The 16,727-nt window shown below is 56.0% G+C and carries 10 protein-coding genes and 1 pseudogene; 7 read left to right on the top strand and 4 right to left on the bottom strand.

Annotated elements, in window-relative coordinates; all coding sequences use genetic code 11:
• Positions 1–15: 15 nt before the first annotated feature.
• From JTM80_RS11440 to JTM80_RS11430, 3 genes are all read left to right on the top strand, one after another.
• Positions 16–1,557 carry an NADH-quinone oxidoreductase subunit M gene (locus JTM80_RS11440; RefSeq protein WP_172357988.1) on the top strand — a complete coding sequence of 514 codons (1,542 nt, stop codon included), beginning with the start codon at positions 16–18 and terminating at the stop codon, positions 1,555–1,557.
• 97 nt (positions 1,558–1,654) lie between these two features.
• Positions 1,655–2,962: a CO2 hydration protein gene (locus tag JTM80_RS11435; RefSeq protein ID WP_172357989.1), complete on the top strand. Its 1,308-nt coding sequence runs from the start codon at positions 1,655–1,657 to the stop codon at positions 2,960–2,962.
• A 431-nt stretch (positions 2,963–3,393) separates the two neighbouring features.
• Positions 3,394–3,795: a fasciclin domain-containing protein gene (locus tag JTM80_RS11430; RefSeq protein ID WP_172357990.1), complete on the top strand. Its 402-nt coding sequence runs from the start codon at positions 3,394–3,396 to the stop codon at positions 3,793–3,795.
• Positions 3,796–4,200: 405 nt separating this feature from the next.
• On the opposite strand, the pseudogene JTM80_RS11425 reads toward JTM80_RS11430, so the two are convergent.
• Positions 4,201–5,513 (bottom strand): annotated as a pseudogene (locus tag JTM80_RS11425) (NF041680 family putative transposase).
• Positions 5,514–5,934: 421 nt separating this feature from the next.
• Between JTM80_RS11425 and gltB the strand changes: the two are divergent.
• From gltB to JTM80_RS11410, 3 genes are all read left to right on the top strand, one after another.
• On the top strand, positions 5,935–10,557 hold the full coding sequence (gene gltB, locus JTM80_RS11420; protein WP_172357991.1) for a glutamate synthase large subunit: 4,623 nt from the start codon (positions 5,935–5,937) through the stop codon (positions 10,555–10,557).
• 131 nt (positions 10,558–10,688) lie between these two features.
• A complete protein-coding gene (locus tag JTM80_RS11415; protein WP_172357992.1) occupies positions 10,689–12,173 on the top strand; it encodes a glutamate synthase subunit beta in 1,485 nt (494 codons plus the stop codon).
• Between the two features lie 89 nt (positions 12,174–12,262).
• Positions 12,263–12,475 (top strand): hypothetical protein, encoded by a 213-nt coding sequence (locus tag JTM80_RS11410; protein WP_172357993.1) that lies wholly within the window; start codon positions 12,263–12,265, stop codon positions 12,473–12,475.
• A 196-nt stretch (positions 12,476–12,671) separates the two neighbouring features.
• Here JTM80_RS11410 and queG read toward each other — a convergent pair whose 3' ends face one another.
• Together queG and JTM80_RS11400 are read right to left on the bottom strand one after the other, a co-directional pair.
• The gene (gene queG, locus JTM80_RS11405; RefSeq protein ID WP_225906612.1) at positions 12,672–13,655 is read right to left on the bottom strand and encodes a tRNA epoxyqueuosine(34) reductase QueG; all 984 of its coding nucleotides are present in this window, start codon (positions 13,653–13,655) and stop codon (positions 12,672–12,674) included.
• Complete coding sequence (locus JTM80_RS11400; protein ID WP_205369437.1) at positions 13,652–14,578, bottom strand: mechanosensitive ion channel family protein; 927 nt, start codon at positions 14,576–14,578, stop codon at positions 13,652–13,654. The genes queG and JTM80_RS11400 overlap by 4 nt, the downstream gene beginning before the upstream one ends.
• A gap of 171 nt (positions 14,579–14,749) precedes the next feature.
• Between JTM80_RS11400 and JTM80_RS11395 the strand changes: the two genes are divergently transcribed.
• Positions 14,750–15,810 (top strand): ISKra4 family transposase gene (locus tag JTM80_RS11395; protein WP_172353248.1). Its coding sequence is split into 2 segments (ribosomal slippage): positions 14,750–14,906 and positions 14,906–15,810, totalling 1,062 coding nucleotides; the frame shifts between segments, so codons are not numbered across the junction.
• Here the strand turns inward: JTM80_RS11395 and JTM80_RS11390 are convergent.
• On the bottom strand, positions 15,802–16,698 hold the full coding sequence (locus JTM80_RS11390; RefSeq protein WP_205369435.1) for a hypothetical protein: 897 nt from the start codon (positions 16,696–16,698) through the stop codon (positions 15,802–15,804). The genes JTM80_RS11395 and JTM80_RS11390 overlap by 9 nt on opposite strands.
• Between the last annotated feature and the right edge of the window lie 29 nt (positions 16,699–16,727).

Raw genomic sequence — 16,727 nt, 5'->3', positions numbered from 1 at the left:
ATTCTTACCAAACCTATGCTCAGCATCTTGATCTGGCTACCAATTGTTGCTGCCCTTGTGCTGGCGCTACTGCCATCGTCGATTTCAGGCCCAAAAGTGCGAGCGATCGCCCTCTGGGGTTCCGCTGGCATCCTGGCGTACACCCTATTTCTCGCCAGCCAGTTTGATCTCAGCAATCCGGGGCTGCAAATGCAGGAATACTTGCCCTGGATCGAACCGCTGGGGCTGGACTATCGCCTCGGCGTAGATGGTTTATCGCTGGTGCTGCTGGTGCTGAATAGCCTGCTCACTTGGATTGCCATCTTCAGCAGTTCCGAAACGACCGAGCGGCCGCGCCTGTTTTATGGGCTGGTGCTGCTGGTCAGCGGCGGTGTGGCAGGCGCATTCGTCGCGCAAAATTTGATGCTGTTCTTCTTACTGTATGAACTGGAACTGGTTCCTTTTTACCTGCTGATTTCCATCTGGGGTGGCGAAAAGCGGGGCTACGCAGCGGTCAAGTTTCTGATTTACACTGCCCTGTCGGGGGCGCTGATTTTGGCGGGCTTCTTGGGGTTGGTCTGGTTCACAGGCAGCAAGTCCTTTGACTACAGCGCCTTGATGGGGCAGACGCTGCCATTGGGGCTGCAAGTTGCGTTACTGGTGACGCTGCTGATTGGCTTTGGCATTAAGGTGCCGCTGGTGCCGTTCCACACCTGGCTCCCAGATACCTACGTGTCGGCCTCGGCTCCGGTCGCCATTCTGCTGGGCGGTGTGCTAGCAAAGCTGGGAGCCTACGGCATCTTCCGCTTTTGTCTGTCGCTGTTTCCCGATGCCTGGGCGCTGCTGGCTCCGGGCTTGGCCACCTGGGCCGCAGTCAGCATCCTCTATGGCGCAACAGCGGCGATCGCCCAAAAGGACATCAAGCGCATGGTCGCCTACAGTTCCGTAGGTCACATGGGTTATCTACTACTAGCGGGCGCAGCACTCACCAGCCTCAGCATGGTCGGCGCAATTTCCCAAATGTTTGCCCACGGCGTGATTCTGGCGCTGCTGTTTCACCTAGTCGGCGTGATCGAAACCAAAGTTGGCACTCGCGAACTGGATGTGCTGAACGGTCTGCTGAACCCGATTCGCGGACTGCCGTCGGTCAGCGCTCTGCTGATTTTGGGCGGCATGGCCAGCGCGGGCATTCCCGGACTGGTGGGCTTTATTGCCGAGTTTCTGATCTTCCAGGGCAGCTACGCCGTGTTCCCGGTGCAAACCCTAATGGGCGTGGTTGGCACGGGCTTAACTGCGGTGTACTTTGTCATTCTGATGAACCGCACCTGCTTCGGCAAGCTAGACAATGCGATCGCCCGCTTTCCCCAAGTCGAATGGTCAGAGCGCGTTCCAGCCTTAGTGCTTGCCTGGATTATTTTCCTGCTGGGCATCCAGCCCAACTGGCTCGTCCGCTGGATCGAACCCACTAGCAACGCGCTGATCGCCGCCGTCACCACACCCGCAGAAACCCGTCTGGCGATTGCCCCTATAGCGAAAACCCCTGATCTTCTGTTGATGTCCAGCCCTGTCAGCAAATAGCTAGGCTGTGCTTTAAAACCCCAAGCTAGGTTTCAGGCTTTTTTCGCATTCCCCAACACCCTGTCACCCCGTCCCCCCATCCTTCTTTCATCTCGCCATGACCACTACTCTCCAAACCCCCCCCACCCTCATCCCACCCTCTCGGCATCCCCACGCCGACATCATCCATCGGCTAGAGGCCGGCGGCTCCATGCTGCCCGACACGCCCGAAAACCTGATGCAGATCATCGGCATCTACAAAGCCTACGCCGTGCCGATGGATTTCTACTGGCGCGACCTGCTCTACATTGCAGAGCAGGTGTTTCTCGACCCGTTTCCCTTTTTCAAATACTTCATTTCCCAGGAATACCTCGATCGCCCCAACCACTACGCCGGAGACACGGCCGACCTGCGGATCTGGCGTGGTCGAGCGTCTGCCCACCCGGAACTGCTGGAATTTATGGAAAAGGGTGAACTCAAGAAAAAGCTGCCCAAGCTCTTGCACCACCTCTGGCACGACCGGGTGAATATGGAATTTGCCGAAGAATGTATGCGGGCCATGCTGTGGCATCGGCACATGTACGCTCCGGTGAACCAGTTTGATGCCTATCTAGACTCCGACGAATATAAGCAAAATGCCGATCGCGCCATCCGCGCCTATTTCAAGAAAAATCCGGTGATGCTGGGGTTATATAAACTCTTCCCCGATATGTTCCTAGAAAAGGTGAGGGAACTGTCTTACTACTCCAATCTGGGGCTGTTCTGGGAAGTGATGGCTCCGGTGTTTTTCGAGATGTCGGACATCTACGATGAGGGCGGGTTTAAAGGCGTACCCGACGCAATGAACTTTTTGGTGAACGGTATTTTTGCGATCGCCGGCCGTCCCATCTACCATCACGCCTACATCGACGGCGAATGCTACGAAATCATTCCCAAGTCCAAGGGCTTTACCTGGCTCTATGAAGCAGCGCTACCCTACGTAGAAGCCGTGTTCTACCGTACTTCTCCCTTCCGGGGCACTAAGTCCTACAACGCCCAGGCTAACCAAGTGCCCGCAGACCAGAAAGACTTTCACTACGGCATTCTCTATGCCGACGTGTTTCCTGTAGGCACTGCGGGCATTCCGCCGACGCTGCTGATGCAGGACATGCTGCACTTCCTGCCGCCCTACTTGGTGGAATATTATCATCAACACTGCCGGGGAGAAGACGACATGCTAGTGCAGTTGGGGATTACCTTCCAGCGGTCGATGTACAACGTCACATCGGCGGTGATTCAGGCATTGCGGACGGCGCTGCTGTATCCGCTGGATGATCCCAATCCTAAGCACCGCATGGCCAATCGCAAGTTCTTTGAAGCGCAGATGGATCGGTTCCTGCGTCCAGAGGCCCGCCTGCGCGATATCCAGAGTCCAGACTATCGCTAGGTTCTCCTTAAGTTCCCCTGGACTGAAGTCTCTTCGGACAGGCTCGGTTCCCCCTGAACAAGCTACTGTGTATATCCAAGTTTTCTATGCTTGAGCGGCGATGCTTTGATCCCCCCTAGCCCCCCTTAAATAAGGGGGGAACTGCTCCCCCCTAGCCCCCCTTGAGCAAGGGGGGAACTGCTCCCTCCTAGCCCCCTGAGCAAAGGGGGGAACTGGATCGGAAGTCCCCCTTATTAAGGGGGATTTAGGGGGATTTTTCAGAGCCTAACGCAAACAATCGAGATGTGAGTACACCGTAGCCTTAACAAGGGGGCTGAGGGTGGATCAGGTCCGAAGGCTTCAAATAGGCTTCAAACATATGAGTCCTAATTGACTCTTAAATCAATTCACTGATCTGTTCACTGACCAATCCATCTAACATTCCTTAAGCCATGCCTACGATTGTTGATATTGCTGTGCAAACGGAAGGCTTTTCTACGCTCGTCGCAGCAGTTCAAGCGGCGGGTCTGGTGGAGGTGTTGCAGAGCGGCGGGCCGTTCACTGTGTTCGCACCAACGGACGATGCCTTTGCCAAATTGCCACCCGGCACTGTTCAAACCCTTGTGCAAAATCCGCCGCAGCTTGGGCGCATTTTGAAATACCATGTCGTGTCTGGTAAGTACACCCAGGCAGATCTCAAGGGACTGAAAAGCCTGACTTCTGTCGAAGGCTCAGTGATTCCGCTTGATCTGTCCGATGCCTTTGAGGTGAAAAATGCGACGGTGGTGATGCCCGACGTGGAAGCGGACAATGGCGTGATTCATGTAATTGATAACGTGATCTTGATGGGCTAAATCTGGGTGGGTTGATCCTTCTCGATCTCTCAGGACTTACGCAGTCAGATCTCCCGAAATCCTCCTTGTTCAAGCCCTAACCTGCTTGACGCAGCATTTCTTGGTCTAGCGGGTTAGAGCCTGACTTAGCCCATTCCCGGTTCAAGCCCTAACCTGCTTGACGCAGCATTTCTTGGACTTTCACCCTTTTCTGGGTTAGGCAGTGCCCGAAAAGTAAAGTAATGATTCTTGGCATAAGGATGGGCAGCGCACCGGCCGCCCATCCTTATATTTTTAGGACATTCTTATGCCACTTTAGTTTGGACTAACTGGCATCACAATAATGCTCAACAGGATGCCATAAAGAATCTGCTCAACCGTTCATAACAGTTGAACTTAAGGAATTGGATACAATCCTGCTCGCAGTTAAGCTGCTGTTGCAACCGGACTGTTCAGGGATTGTTCGGATGTCTTGCGTTTCGAGGCTCGTTTTTTGACCATCGGATAGCAGGGACGAGGAGTTGGCTTGTGCCCCTTGCCTCGTCCTGGCGATTTACCACGAGGTTTAGGCGCAGGAGCAGGGGTGCCAATCGCTGCCAAAATGCCTGCAAACGCTTGTGCGACCCGACCCGGAGTCAACGTTTCTTGCGGTGCCTGCCAGGGCAAGGGGTGGTCAGTACAGTCCTTTCGCGCTAACCACAACTGCCAACTGAGCAACGGCATCAGGCTGCTCCACTGTTCGGTTGCCGATACAGAACTGAACTGGGGATGTGTCCAATATAGCCTCTGCTTGGCAAAGCGATACCAGTGTTCAATGGCAAAGCGACGGAGGTAGTGCAACCACAGGGTTTCTAACGGAGGCATCTGCTCACCCAGCCAAACTAACCACAAAGGAGCCAAGCGTCGCGTGCTGCTCTGTGTCTCCAGCACCTCCACGCGCAACACTTCCATTGCCCGTTTGGGGATTTGCGGAAATGGTATGCACTCCAACGACTGACCCGCACTCGTCCCCAGTTGGGATCATCGACTTCAACGGTTTCGACCGGGACACTCCAAGTGTCAGGGTCATTGAGTTTCATCTTATGTCCATGCTTGGCAGGTGCGCCTCGCCCTCGATACGCTGGGGGCGCGCCATAGACACATCGATTGGATGTAACCCGCAGCAGCAAGTCTGCCTCAATCCCTGCCGTTTGGTTGACAAAACTGGCATTGCCGTACCCTCGGTCGTAGATCGCCAACGGACGCACCGCTAACTGCCGAGTCACTTGTTTGAGTTGGAATGCCGCTTTACTGGCGGGTGTTTCAAAGCTGGTGATGCGCTCATGCCGCAATGGTAATGCCCAACTGCCCCTGTCTTCAGCAATCCAGGCTAAGGTACTGTAGTTTTGTCCGGCTATCGGGGCATGTCCTGTTCTGCCTGATAAGGTGCGGTCTTTCAAACGCCTGGCAGCAGGACGGTTCCACCGACTCGCATCACCTGCCAACAACGGTTGCTGCTGAGTCGGTATCTGCTGCACCAACAGCTTCAGCACCTTTGAGCGGGGTAGGCGGCTATCGCGCAACGCTTCATAGGGGCTCGACCACTGGCGACGAAAGACAGGACTCTGCGATAGCCTCACAAACGACACGATGCACGCACTCACTAACACGGCATCCATCAGATCAAACAGGGCATCTCTGGCGTTTCCCAAGCTGGCATACAACGTTTGGCGAAATTGCTGAAGTTCGTTGAAAATCATGGGGTCAATGTTGGTTGTACTTCATTGACCTTACGGCAGTCGGTGCTTCTCATTGACTGCCTTCCTCTTCACCATTAGTCCAAACTAAAGTATGCCAATTTAGGGCTATTCTGGCTTAAAGCTTTCGGCAGACCAGAAAAGAGTGAGGCAAATAAAGTGAAATGTACTTAAATCTCAGATCTTTTCTAGAGAATAACGCCTGCTCAAATCGAGTGAATTTTTGATAACTTCTGCAACGGTTTTGCGTCTCAAGTTTGTTGCAAAACACACCAAATGATGACATTTCTTCGCCAGATCTGACAACATCCTTAAGACCTGCGCCTTCACCCAAAAGCCTGTTAGAAAATGCCAGTTGCATCTAGAAGCATAGTCAACACCTGCGTCTAGATAAAACTTCACGTTTCGCCTTCAGGTCGTCGCCATGAACCAGCACGCTTTGTCCGCTGAGCCGCCCCATGTTTTGAATCACCTGCCCGATCGCCAGGGACTCTATGATCCGCAGTTTGAGCATGATGCCTGCGGTGTGGGCTTTGTGGTGCAGATGAAGGGGCAAAAATCCCACGACATTATTGAGCAAGCGCTGACGATTTTAATCAATCTGGATCACCGGGGCGCGTGTGGCTGCGAGAGCAATACGGGCGACGGCGCGGGAATTTTAATGCAAATTCCCCACAAGTTTTTGGAGAAAGTAGCAGCAATCGAAGGCATTGCGCTGCCTGCACTGGGGCAGTATGGCGTGGGCATGACCTACACCTCGCCCGATCCGGAACAGCGACGGCGGGGAGAGGCGATCGCCGCTCAGATCATTGCCGAAGAAGGGCAAACGCTGCTGGGCTGGCGTGACGTGCCGACGGATAATTCATCACTGGGCAACACCGCAAAGGCCAGCGAACCGTTTATGCGGCAACTGTTCATTCAGCGATCGCCCGATTTGACCGATGATCTGGCGTTCGAGCGCAAGCTATTTGTGATTCGCAAGCGCGTTCACAAAGCTATTCGCACTGCTGGTATCGATCCGTTCTGGTATCAGGCTAGTTTGTCGTGCCGTACGCTGGTCTATAAAGGGATGCTGATGCCGGAGCAGGTAGGCAAATACTATCCCGACTTGCATGATCCGGACATGGAGAGTGCGCTGGGTCTGGTGCATTCACGCTTTAGTACCAACACGTTCCCAAGCTGGGAGCGATCGCACCCCTATCGCTACATCGCCCACAACGGCGAAATCAATACCCTGCGCGGCAACATCAACTGGATGCACGCCCGTCAAGCCTTGTTTGAGTCCGACTTGTTTGGAGATGATCTGAAAAAAGTTCCTAACCTGATCAACATTAATGGCAGTGACTCCGGCATCTTTGATAACACACTGGAACTGCTGACGCTGGCAGGGCGATCGCTCCCCCACGCCGTCATGATGATGATTCCAGAACCCTGGACGGCCCACGAGTCCATGAGCCAGGACAAAAAGGCGTTTTACGAATACCACGCCTGCCTGATGGAACCCTGGGATGGCCCCGCCTCTATTGCCTTTACCGACGGCACAATGATGGGCGCAGTGCTGGATCGCAACGGGCTGCGTCCCTCCCGCTACTACGTCACGCATGATGATCTGGTGATCATGGCCTCGGAAGCGGGTGTGCTGCCCATCGAGCCAGAGCGCGTCGCCCACAAGGGTCGCCTCCAGCCTGGCCGCATGTTCCTGGTAGATATGAACCAGGGCCGCATTATTGCCGACGATGAGCTAAAGCAGCAAATCGTTACCCAGCAGCCCTACCGCGAGTGGCTGGATCGGTATCTGGTGGATCTCGCCAGTTTGCCCTCTGCAGCTGAATCCCCCGCTGCTCTCCCTACCGACCTCACTCGTCTGCAAACTGCCTTTGGCTACACCTTTGAAGACCTGCGGATGCTGCTGCTGCCGATGGCGCGGGACGGCGTGGAGGCGGTGGGCGCAATGGGCACGGACACGCCGCTATCGGTGCTGAGCGATCGCCCCAAGCTGCTCTACACCTACTTCAAGCAGTTGTTTGCCCAGGTGACGAATCCGCCCATCGACTCGATTCGTGAGGAAATCATTACCTCGGCCGAAACCACCATTGGTTCCGAGCGCAACCTGCTGGAACCCGTGCCGGAAAGCTGCCAGATGATCAAACTGAAAACGCCGATTCTGACGAATGCGGAACTGGCAAAGCTCAAGGCGCAACCAGACGGGCCGTTCCGCTCGTCCACGCTGCCGATGGTGTTTGACGCGCAGGCGGGCGCGGCCGGGCTGGAGCAGGCATTGGACGCGCTGTTTGCGGCGGCGGATGGGGCGATCGCCGCTGGAGCCAGTATTTTAATCCTGAGCGATCGCTCCGTCAGCGAAACCCAGGCCCCCATCCCGGCGCTGCTGGCAGTGGCGGGGCTGCACCACCACCTGATTCGCCAGGGCACGCGCACCCGCTGCGGCATCGTGCTGGAGTCGGGCGAACCTCGTGAGGTGCATCACTTTGCGACGCTGATCGGCTATGGCTGCGGCGCGATTAATCCCTATCTGGCGTTTGCGACCCTCCAGGGCATGATCGACGACGGGCTGCTGGTGGATGTGGACTACGCCACAGCCTGCAAAAATTACGTCAAGTCTGTCACCAAGGGCGTGATCAAAGTCGCGTCAAAAATTGGCATTTCCACTATCCAGAGCTATCGCGGGGCGCAGATTTTTGAAGCGATCGGGCTAAATCGTGCCGTCGTAGATCGCTACTTTAGCTGGACAGCTTCGCGTATCGAAGGCGTAGGCTTAGAGGTCATCGCTCAGGAAGCGATTTTGCGGCATCATCACGCCTTTGCGGAACGGACGACGGATAACGAAACGCTCGATGTTGGCGGCGAATATCAATGGCGAAAGGAGGGCGAAGCGCACCTGTTTAGCCCGCTGACGATTCACACGCTGCAACGGGCCGTGCGTGAGGGCAACTACGAGTTGTTCAAGCAATATTCCGCCCTAGTGAATGAGCAAAATCAGCAATACTTCACGCTGCGTGGATTGCTGCAATTCAAGCCACGGCAGCCCGTGCCGATTGAGGAGGTGGAACCCGTGGAGGCGATTCTCCGGCGCTTCAAGACGGGCGCAATGAGCTACGGCTCCATTTCCAAGGAGGCGCACGAAACGCTGGCGATCGCCATGAACCGCATCGGCGGCAAGTCCAACACGGGCGAGGGCGGCGAAGACCCCGACCGCTATACTTGGACAAACGAGCGCGGCGATTCCAAAAACAGCGCCATTAAACAAGTGGCATCGGGTCGCTTTGGCGTGACCAGTCTCTACCTGTCCCAAGCCAAGGAAATCCAGATCAAGATGGCCCAAGGCGCAAAACCGGGCGAAGGCGGGCAGCTTCCCGGCAAGAAGGTCTATCCCTGGATCGCCAAGGTGCGCCACTCCACCCCCGGTGTGGGGCTGATCTCGCCGCCGCCTCACCACGATATCTACTCCATCGAAGACCTAGCAGAACTGATTCACGACCTGAAAAATGCCAACCGCGAGGCCCGCATCAGCGTCAAGCTCGTGTCCGAAGTCGGCGTGGGCACGATCGCAGCGGGGGTGTCCAAGGCCCATGCCGATGTGGTGCTGATTTCTGGCTTCGACGGCGGCACGGGCGCATCGCCCCAGACCTCCATCAAGCACGCGGGCTTGCCGTGGGAACTGGGACTGGCGGAAACCCACCAAACCCTGGTGCTAAACAACCTGCGATCGCGCATTGTGGTGGAAACCGACGGGCAGATGAAGACGGGTCGGGATGTGGTCATTGCTGCCCTGCTGGGAGCCGAGGAGTTTGGCTTTGCCACTGCGCCGCTGGTGACGCTGGGCTGCATCATGATGCGGGCCTGCCACCTCAACACCTGTCCGGTGGGAATTGCCACCCAAGACCCGCAGCTCCGCGAAAAGTTCACAGGCGACCCCCAGCACACGGTCAACTTCATGACCTTCATCGCCCAGGAAGTGCGGGAAATCATGGCGGAACTGGGCTTCCGAACACTGAACGAAATGGTCGGTCGCACGGATGTTCTGGAACCCAAACGCGCCATTGACCACTGGAAGGCAAAAGGGCTGGATTTCTCCAAGATCCTCTATCAGCCAGAAGTCGGCCCGGAAGTCGGGCGCTATTGCCAGATGCCGCAGGATCATGGGTTGGAAAAATCTCTCGACTTGACGATGCTGCTGGATCTCTGCCAGCCCTCCATCGAGCGGGGCGAACCCGTCCGCGCTACGCTGCCGATCAAAAACGTGAACCGCGTGGTCGGCACGATCCTCGGCAACGAAATCACCAAGCGCCATTGGGAAGGGCTGCCGGACGACACTGTGCATCTGCATTTCCAGGGCAGCGCAGGTCAGAGCCTCGGTGCATTTGTGCCGCGCGGCGTGACGCTGGAACTGGAGGGCGACGCGAATGATTACCTGGGCAAGGGCCTCAGCGGCGGCAAGATTATTGTCTATCCACCTGCTGGTTCGACGTTTGTGGCGGAAGAAAACATCATTGTCGGGAATGTGGCGCTCTATGGAGCGACCGCTGGCGAACTGTATGCGCGGGGCATCGCGGGTGAACGCTTTGCCGTCCGCAACTCCGGCGTGACGGCGGTGGTGGAGGGCGTGGGCGACCACGGCTGCGAATACATGACGGGCGGCAAGGTGGTCGTGCTGGGCAGCACCGGGCGCAACTTCGCCGCAGGCATGAGCGGCGGCGTGGCCTACGTGCTAGACGAAGCGGGCGATTTTGCGACCCGCTGCAACACGGCAATGGTGGGGCTGGAAACCCTGGAGGACGCTGAAGAAATCAGCGATCTGCGCCAGTTGATTCAGCAGCACGCCGACTATACCCAGAGCGCCGTGGCTCAGCGGGTGCTGGCGGATTGGGACAACACTGTGCCGAAGTTTGTCAAGGTGATGCCGAAGGACTATAAGCGCGTGCTGGAGGCGATCGCCGCTGCCCTGTCTTCTGGCCTCAGTGGCGACGATGCCCTGGCCGCCGCCTTCGAGCAAAACGCCCGCGATGTGGCCCGCGTGGGTGGCAGCTAAACCGTCTCTTTTGGGGTGGGTGCTACTCACCCTGAAAGGGGTCTAGGAACCGCTGGAGGCACTGGAAAGGGCTGTGATCAGGGCATTAACCGCTGGACTCAAATTAGAAAAAACTCCGTCAAAACACCACTATGGGCAAACCAACCGGCTTTATCGAATATCTCCGCGAAGCACCCACCGAACGCGAACCGGGCGATCGCATTCGCGACTGGAACGAGTTTCATAACCCCATGCCGGAGGAGCGGCTCCGCACCCAAGCGGCCCGCTGTATGGACTGCGGCATTCCCTTTTGCCATACGGGAATGCTGGTCAGCGGCATGGCCAGCGGCTGCCCCATCAACAATCTGATTCCCGAATGGAATGACCTGGTGTATCGCGGGCTGTGGCGCGAAGCCCTCGATCGCCTCCACAAGACCAACAATTTTCCTGAATTCACGGGGCGTGTCTGTCCTGCTCCCTGCGAGGGTTCCTGCGTGCTGGGCATCAACAATCCGCCCGTCACCATCAAAAACATCGAGTATTCCATCATCGAAAAGGGCTGGGAAGAAGGCTGGATCACGCCCAAACCACCCGCCCACCGCACCGGGAAAAAGGTGGCGATCGTTGGCTCTGGCCCGGCTGGACTGGCCGCCGCCGACCAGCTTAACCGCGCTGGTCACTGGGTGACGGTGTTTGAGCGGGCCGATCGCCCCGGTGGGCTGCTGATGTACGGCATCCCCAACATGAAGCTGGATAAGGAAAAGATCGTGCGGCGGCGGCTCGATCTGCTGGAAGCCGAGGGCATCGAGTTTATCTGCAATACGGAAATCGGCAAAGACCTACCTGCGGAAGCGCTGCTGAAGGACTATGACGCGGTGCTGCTCTGCACGGGCGCAACGAAACCGCGCGATCTGCCGATTGAAGGGCGGAACCTGAACGGGATTCACTTTGCAATGGAGTTTCTCACGGGAAATACCCGCGCTGTTCTCGACAAACAACCTGGCAAAGACTACATTTCCGCAGCCGGAAAGGACGTGGTGATTATCGGTGGCGGGGACACGGGAACCGATTGTGTGGGAACGTCGATTCGCCACGGCTGCAAGAGCCTGGTGCAGCTTGAGATCATGCCCAAGCCTCCACAGGAACGCGCCGCCAACAACCCGTGGCCGGAATGGCCCAAGGTCTACAAAATGGACTACGGACAGGAGGAGGCGGCGGCCATGTTTGGGGCAGACCCACGCACGTACCTCACCACCACCACGAAGTTTGAAGGGGATGAAAACGGGAACGTAAAAGCGATTCATATTACGCAGGTGGAATGGACAAAGAACGACAACGGTCAGTTCATTCCCCAACCCATCCCCGGCACGGAAAAAGTGCTGCCTGCCCAACTGGTGCTGCTGGCAATGGGATTTCTGGGGCCAGAGCAACCGCTGCTCGACTCCCTGGGCATCGAGCGCGACTCCCGCAGCAATATCAAAGCCGCCCACGGTCAGTTCACCACCAGCATTCCTGGCGTGTTTGCCGCAGGCGACTGTCGGCGCGGACAGAGCCTAATTGTCTGGGCGATCAACGAAGGGCGCGGCGCAGCGCGAGAGTGCGATCGCTACTTGATGGGCAGCACCGATCTACCGTAAAGCAGTAAAGCAGGAGAGGTCAGGCAGCTTAATGCCCGCAGCCTCTCCTGCTCCGCCTCCCCGCACAACTCACCAACCCACCAATTCCTATGGACACTCCCTCCCCTCGCACGGTCTATCACAACCTCCGGCTGCTGGAACAGGTCAACGCTGCCACCAGCGCCGTCTATCGCCAGCTTGCTCAGGAAGTCATTGCTGATCCGAACGTGGATCTGGCCTGGCGACAGGCGATCGCCAATCGGCTGCATCAGGCGAATCACCAGCTTGGGCAAAAAACCGTGAGTAAAGGCGACAGCTACTAGCCTGCAAAAGATTACGCAGTTGGACGCTTTCTCGCGGGCAGCGCCTGTGAGAAAGCGTCCAAAACCCAGCAAACTTAATCGCAAGTTCGTAAGTCCTAAATGAGATGATGGGATCAGGAAATCAGGCAGGGGGAGAATGATGAGAGCCGTGTTCTGTTTCGTTGGGATGCCAATACCTCAGCACTCCGTCCCCCTGTCATCGCCTCTCCCCCTCGCCTCCTCCCTCCATCTGCCCCTCTCCACTCGCCGCCCGCGCATTGCGCCGCATCATCTCCGGCTTGATTCGCCGCAGCGCCGAAGCCGTCGTGCGATCGCCCCATTCTTCGTCCGAGATCTCGGCTAGTTCCGCCAGCGCGGGGTTGACATGGCACGGGTAAGGCTGAAACTCGGCTACGTCTGTTTCCTGGGCGAAGCGCTGATTCCAGGGGCACACGTCCTGGCAGATGTCGCAGCCTGCCACCCAGGCATCGAGCTTGTCGGCAATGTCGTCGGGCAGTTTTGCGGCGCGATTTTCGATGGTGTGGTAGGCAATGCAGCGATTGGCATCGACCACAAAAGGTTCCACAATTGCGCCCGTGGGACAGGCCTCGATGCAGCGGGTGCAGGTGCCGCAGTGCTGCGTGTGGGGCGTATCGGCCGCCAGTGGCAGATTCGTCAGCACTTCGCCCAAAAACACCCAGGAGCCATACTCGCGGGTAATCAGGTTGCTGTTTTTGGCAATCCAGCCCAGCCCGGCCCGCTCCGCCCAGACTTTATCTTGTATCGGACCCGTATCAGCATAAAAGCGCGTCTGAATCCCGTCGCCCTGGGCCTCCAGCCAGCGACACAGCGCCTTTAGCTTTTTGTGCAAGACGCGGTGATAGTCGCACCCCCAGGCGTAGCGCGAGATTTTGGCCACTCCCGGCGCAGTTGACCGCATTTGATTCACGTAATAATTTAGTGCCACGCAGATTACAGACTGCACCTCCGGCAGGATCTGCCGCACGTCCTGTCTTCGGGGGTTCGCCATCCACGCCATATCCGCGTGATAGCTCTGCGCCAGCCAGCGGTTCAGCCCCGCCGATTCCGCTGTGACAGTTGCGACAGAGGCAATGCCGACTTTGTGAAACCCCAACTCTAGCGCGGCCTGTTTTACTCGTTCTGCTTGGCTCAGGTCTGGACTTCGCGCAGGAGGGGTCACGGGGAACTCACTGCCGGAGTAGCGTTGAGATTGAGGTTTTCCAAACTGGCGCTGTAGGTAATCCATTGAGGTTTGCCAATTTGAATCTGATTTGCTTCAAATGCTTGACGAACGCGCAGCCGAAATTCGCGGCCGACGCTCCATTGTTCTAGCGGAAGTGTCTTAATCCACACTCGCACCAGCATCCCTGTATGATCAAGTTCATCAATGCCTAAAACATCAGGAGATTCTATCAAGCGATCGCGCCACCCAAGCTCATTATAGAGGTCTTCCGAAACCTGTTTTAGCACTTTCAGAACCTTCACTGGATCATTCTCATAGGCGACGATAATTGAGAAATCGACTCGTGACCAGAGGCGCGTCAGATTACAAACATTGGTGATGCTGCTATTGGGAATGGTAATCAGCTGCCCCTCACTGTTACGGAGTTGAGTAACGCGCAAATTCAGCCGTTCAACCAGTCCACTTTTGTCCCCAATTTTCACCACATCCCCAACGGCAAACTGATCTTCGATCAAAATAAGACAGCCGTTTACCAAATCTTTGATCAGGCTTTGAGAACCAAAGGAAATAGCTAAACCAATAACCGCGCCACCTGCCAGAATGGAACTTGTTGGAATATTAAATAAGCTCAGAGTCCAGACAATTCCAGTCAGGATTAAAACGAAGGTAATTAGCCCCTTCAGGGCTTCGGAAATTGTCTTGGTTCGTAGGGCAATGCGCTGGGTTTCACCGATTGGTAAAAGCCCATTGATTTTCCAGGAAAATAGAAATCGATCAATTAAGCTGCGGCTAATACGAATGAGTAAACTAATGCCAAACCAGATTGCCAGTAGGGCAAGAGGGGTTGCCCAAACGTAAACGCTCCATCGCATCAAAAGCGGCACAGTTGATATAATTCTGGCAATGCCGACATACCACATCAAAATGAAAATCCAAAACAGCGCCCACTTTAGAAACTTGTCAACATCTAGCTGTCGTTTGACGCTGAACTGAGGGGTGCATCCCAGTTATGCAATGAGTAGAAGTGCTTAGTGCAGATTAAGGGCAGACGCCGTAGGCTCAGAGCAGTTGCTCTAAGGATAGTTGAAGCGATGGATGCCACCAAGGAAGCCCAAATCAAAGCCCATGCACTGGCGTTAGCGGAGTTGCTTTACGACGAGACAGACCCTGAACAAGTCAAAACATTGGCCGGGATCGAAGTCGCCGTTCGTGACCACCTACTGGAGTATGTGGGGCCTGAGATCGGAAATTTTTTATCTGCACAAGCAGCGGCACAAGCTCTGGGCGAAAGCGGCACATCCAGAGTATCGTCGGACGCTTAAGTCTGAGTCAGCGCCAGAGCCAGCGGCTTAAGGTCAAGGCCCGCACCCAGTGGAGTCCTCAGGTTGAGACGTGCTGCTTGCTGCTGAGTGCCAACGAAGCCTATGCGCGAGCTGCCGACGATATCGCTGTGCTCACCGGGGTGTGCGTGTCAGGGAGTACCCAGCAACGGCTGGTGCATCGTCAAGACCTAGAGCCACCAGCGGTGGACAGCGGGGTTAAGGAAATGAGCTTAGACGGGGGCAAAGTCCGTCTGCGGACTCCTCAGGGGCAGCCCTGCCAGTGGCGCGATTACAAGGGGGTAAACCTGCATCAGTGCAGCATTAGCGCCTTCTACAAAGACAACGACAGCTTGGTCAACTGGCTCAACCAGCAGCCCTTAGCGCATCCCCTCGTTTGTCTTGGGGATGGTCACGACGGCATCTGGAACCTGTTTTCACAGATCGGGCATCGCAGCGAGCGCCTTGAGATCTTGGACTGGTACCACCTGATGGAGAATTTGGGTAACGTGGGTGGGTCTCAACAGCGTCTTGATGCCGTCGAAGCCTGCTTGTGGCAAGGGGATGTGGATGGGGCGGTTAGGCTATTCGACGACTGGTCCCATGAGCGGGTAGACCAGTTTATCGGCTATCTGGCTAAGCATCGGCTCCGTATCGTTAACTACAGCTACTACCAAGCTGAGGGGATTTCAATTGGCTCGGGTGCCGTGGAGTCGACTATCAAGCAAATTGGTAGGCGGGTGAAAATTTCAGGCGCTCAGTGGAAGGAAGACAACGTTCCACAAGTCCTTCGCCATCGCTGCGCTTATCTCAATGGTCAATTCTCATCCTGAGTCTTGTAAGACTGGGATGCACCCGAACTGAGCCTGCAAAGCTTCTAAAAAATGCGATCGCAGTTCTGCAATTTCTCGTGCTTCTGATTCTTCTCCTTCTGGCAAATCGGACGAGACATTTGTGATTATTGGCGCGTTACGCTGATGCGTTTTTTCTGCACTGGCGATCGCCGCGAGTTGTTCCTCATAGCGGGCTTCTAGCGTCCGCTGGCGACGAGTCAAAAGTCGCTGCAAAAACCAGATGATGCCACTTGCCAAAAGCAGCCCCACCAAAAGCTGAAATGCATGCCGAAGGCGCTGCAAAATAATGTCTTTTGAGGTGAGCTGCTTAAAGCGAACCATCTCGTTTTGCAGAATGTCCTGCCATTCTTTTGCCAGCTCATCCAGCGGTTTGCTATTCCAATCGGAGTCGGGCTCAGTAACGGTGACTAAGCGAATGGGGCGTGTGGTTTGGTCATCGCTGATTTGCAAAACCGGGCGATTGTTAAGAATGGCAATCGTCACCTTGGGGGTTTCTTTGGCGTTGGCGGCTCGACTCAGCACGCGCCACAGTCGTGCGTTTACCTCCTGCGCTCGCACTTCCACGGGCAGGCGATTCTGCGGCACATCTTCCCGGTTAAAAATCGTAGGAGACGTGACTTCAAATAACCATTTATTGTCAAGTGGAGAGCGAATGGGGGCAGTCTCGTATTCTCCGTGGCGGCTGACACCATCAGGTGGGCTAAAAGCCGGATTTGATAACCGCGTGGGCAGGGAAGGCAGTTGCCCTAGGGCAGGGGATAGAGGCGGGGTCAATTCTCCGGCGATCGCCAGCCCGCAACTCAACAGGCTTATCAGTGCAAACCGGAGAGCCGCTTGGACGGCGCGAGAAGCAAAAAACTGACGCATAAGTTTGCACAAGACTCTGTAAAATCTCG

This window comes from Thermoleptolyngbya sp. PKUAC-SCTB121, from assembly GCF_016919485.1.
Lineage (GTDB): Bacteria > Cyanobacteriota > Cyanobacteriia > Elainellales > Elainellaceae > Thermoleptolyngbya > Thermoleptolyngbya sichuanensis.
The sequence above is the reverse complement of the archived record's forward strand: the minus strand, read 5'-3'. Positions and strand labels throughout refer to the sequence as shown.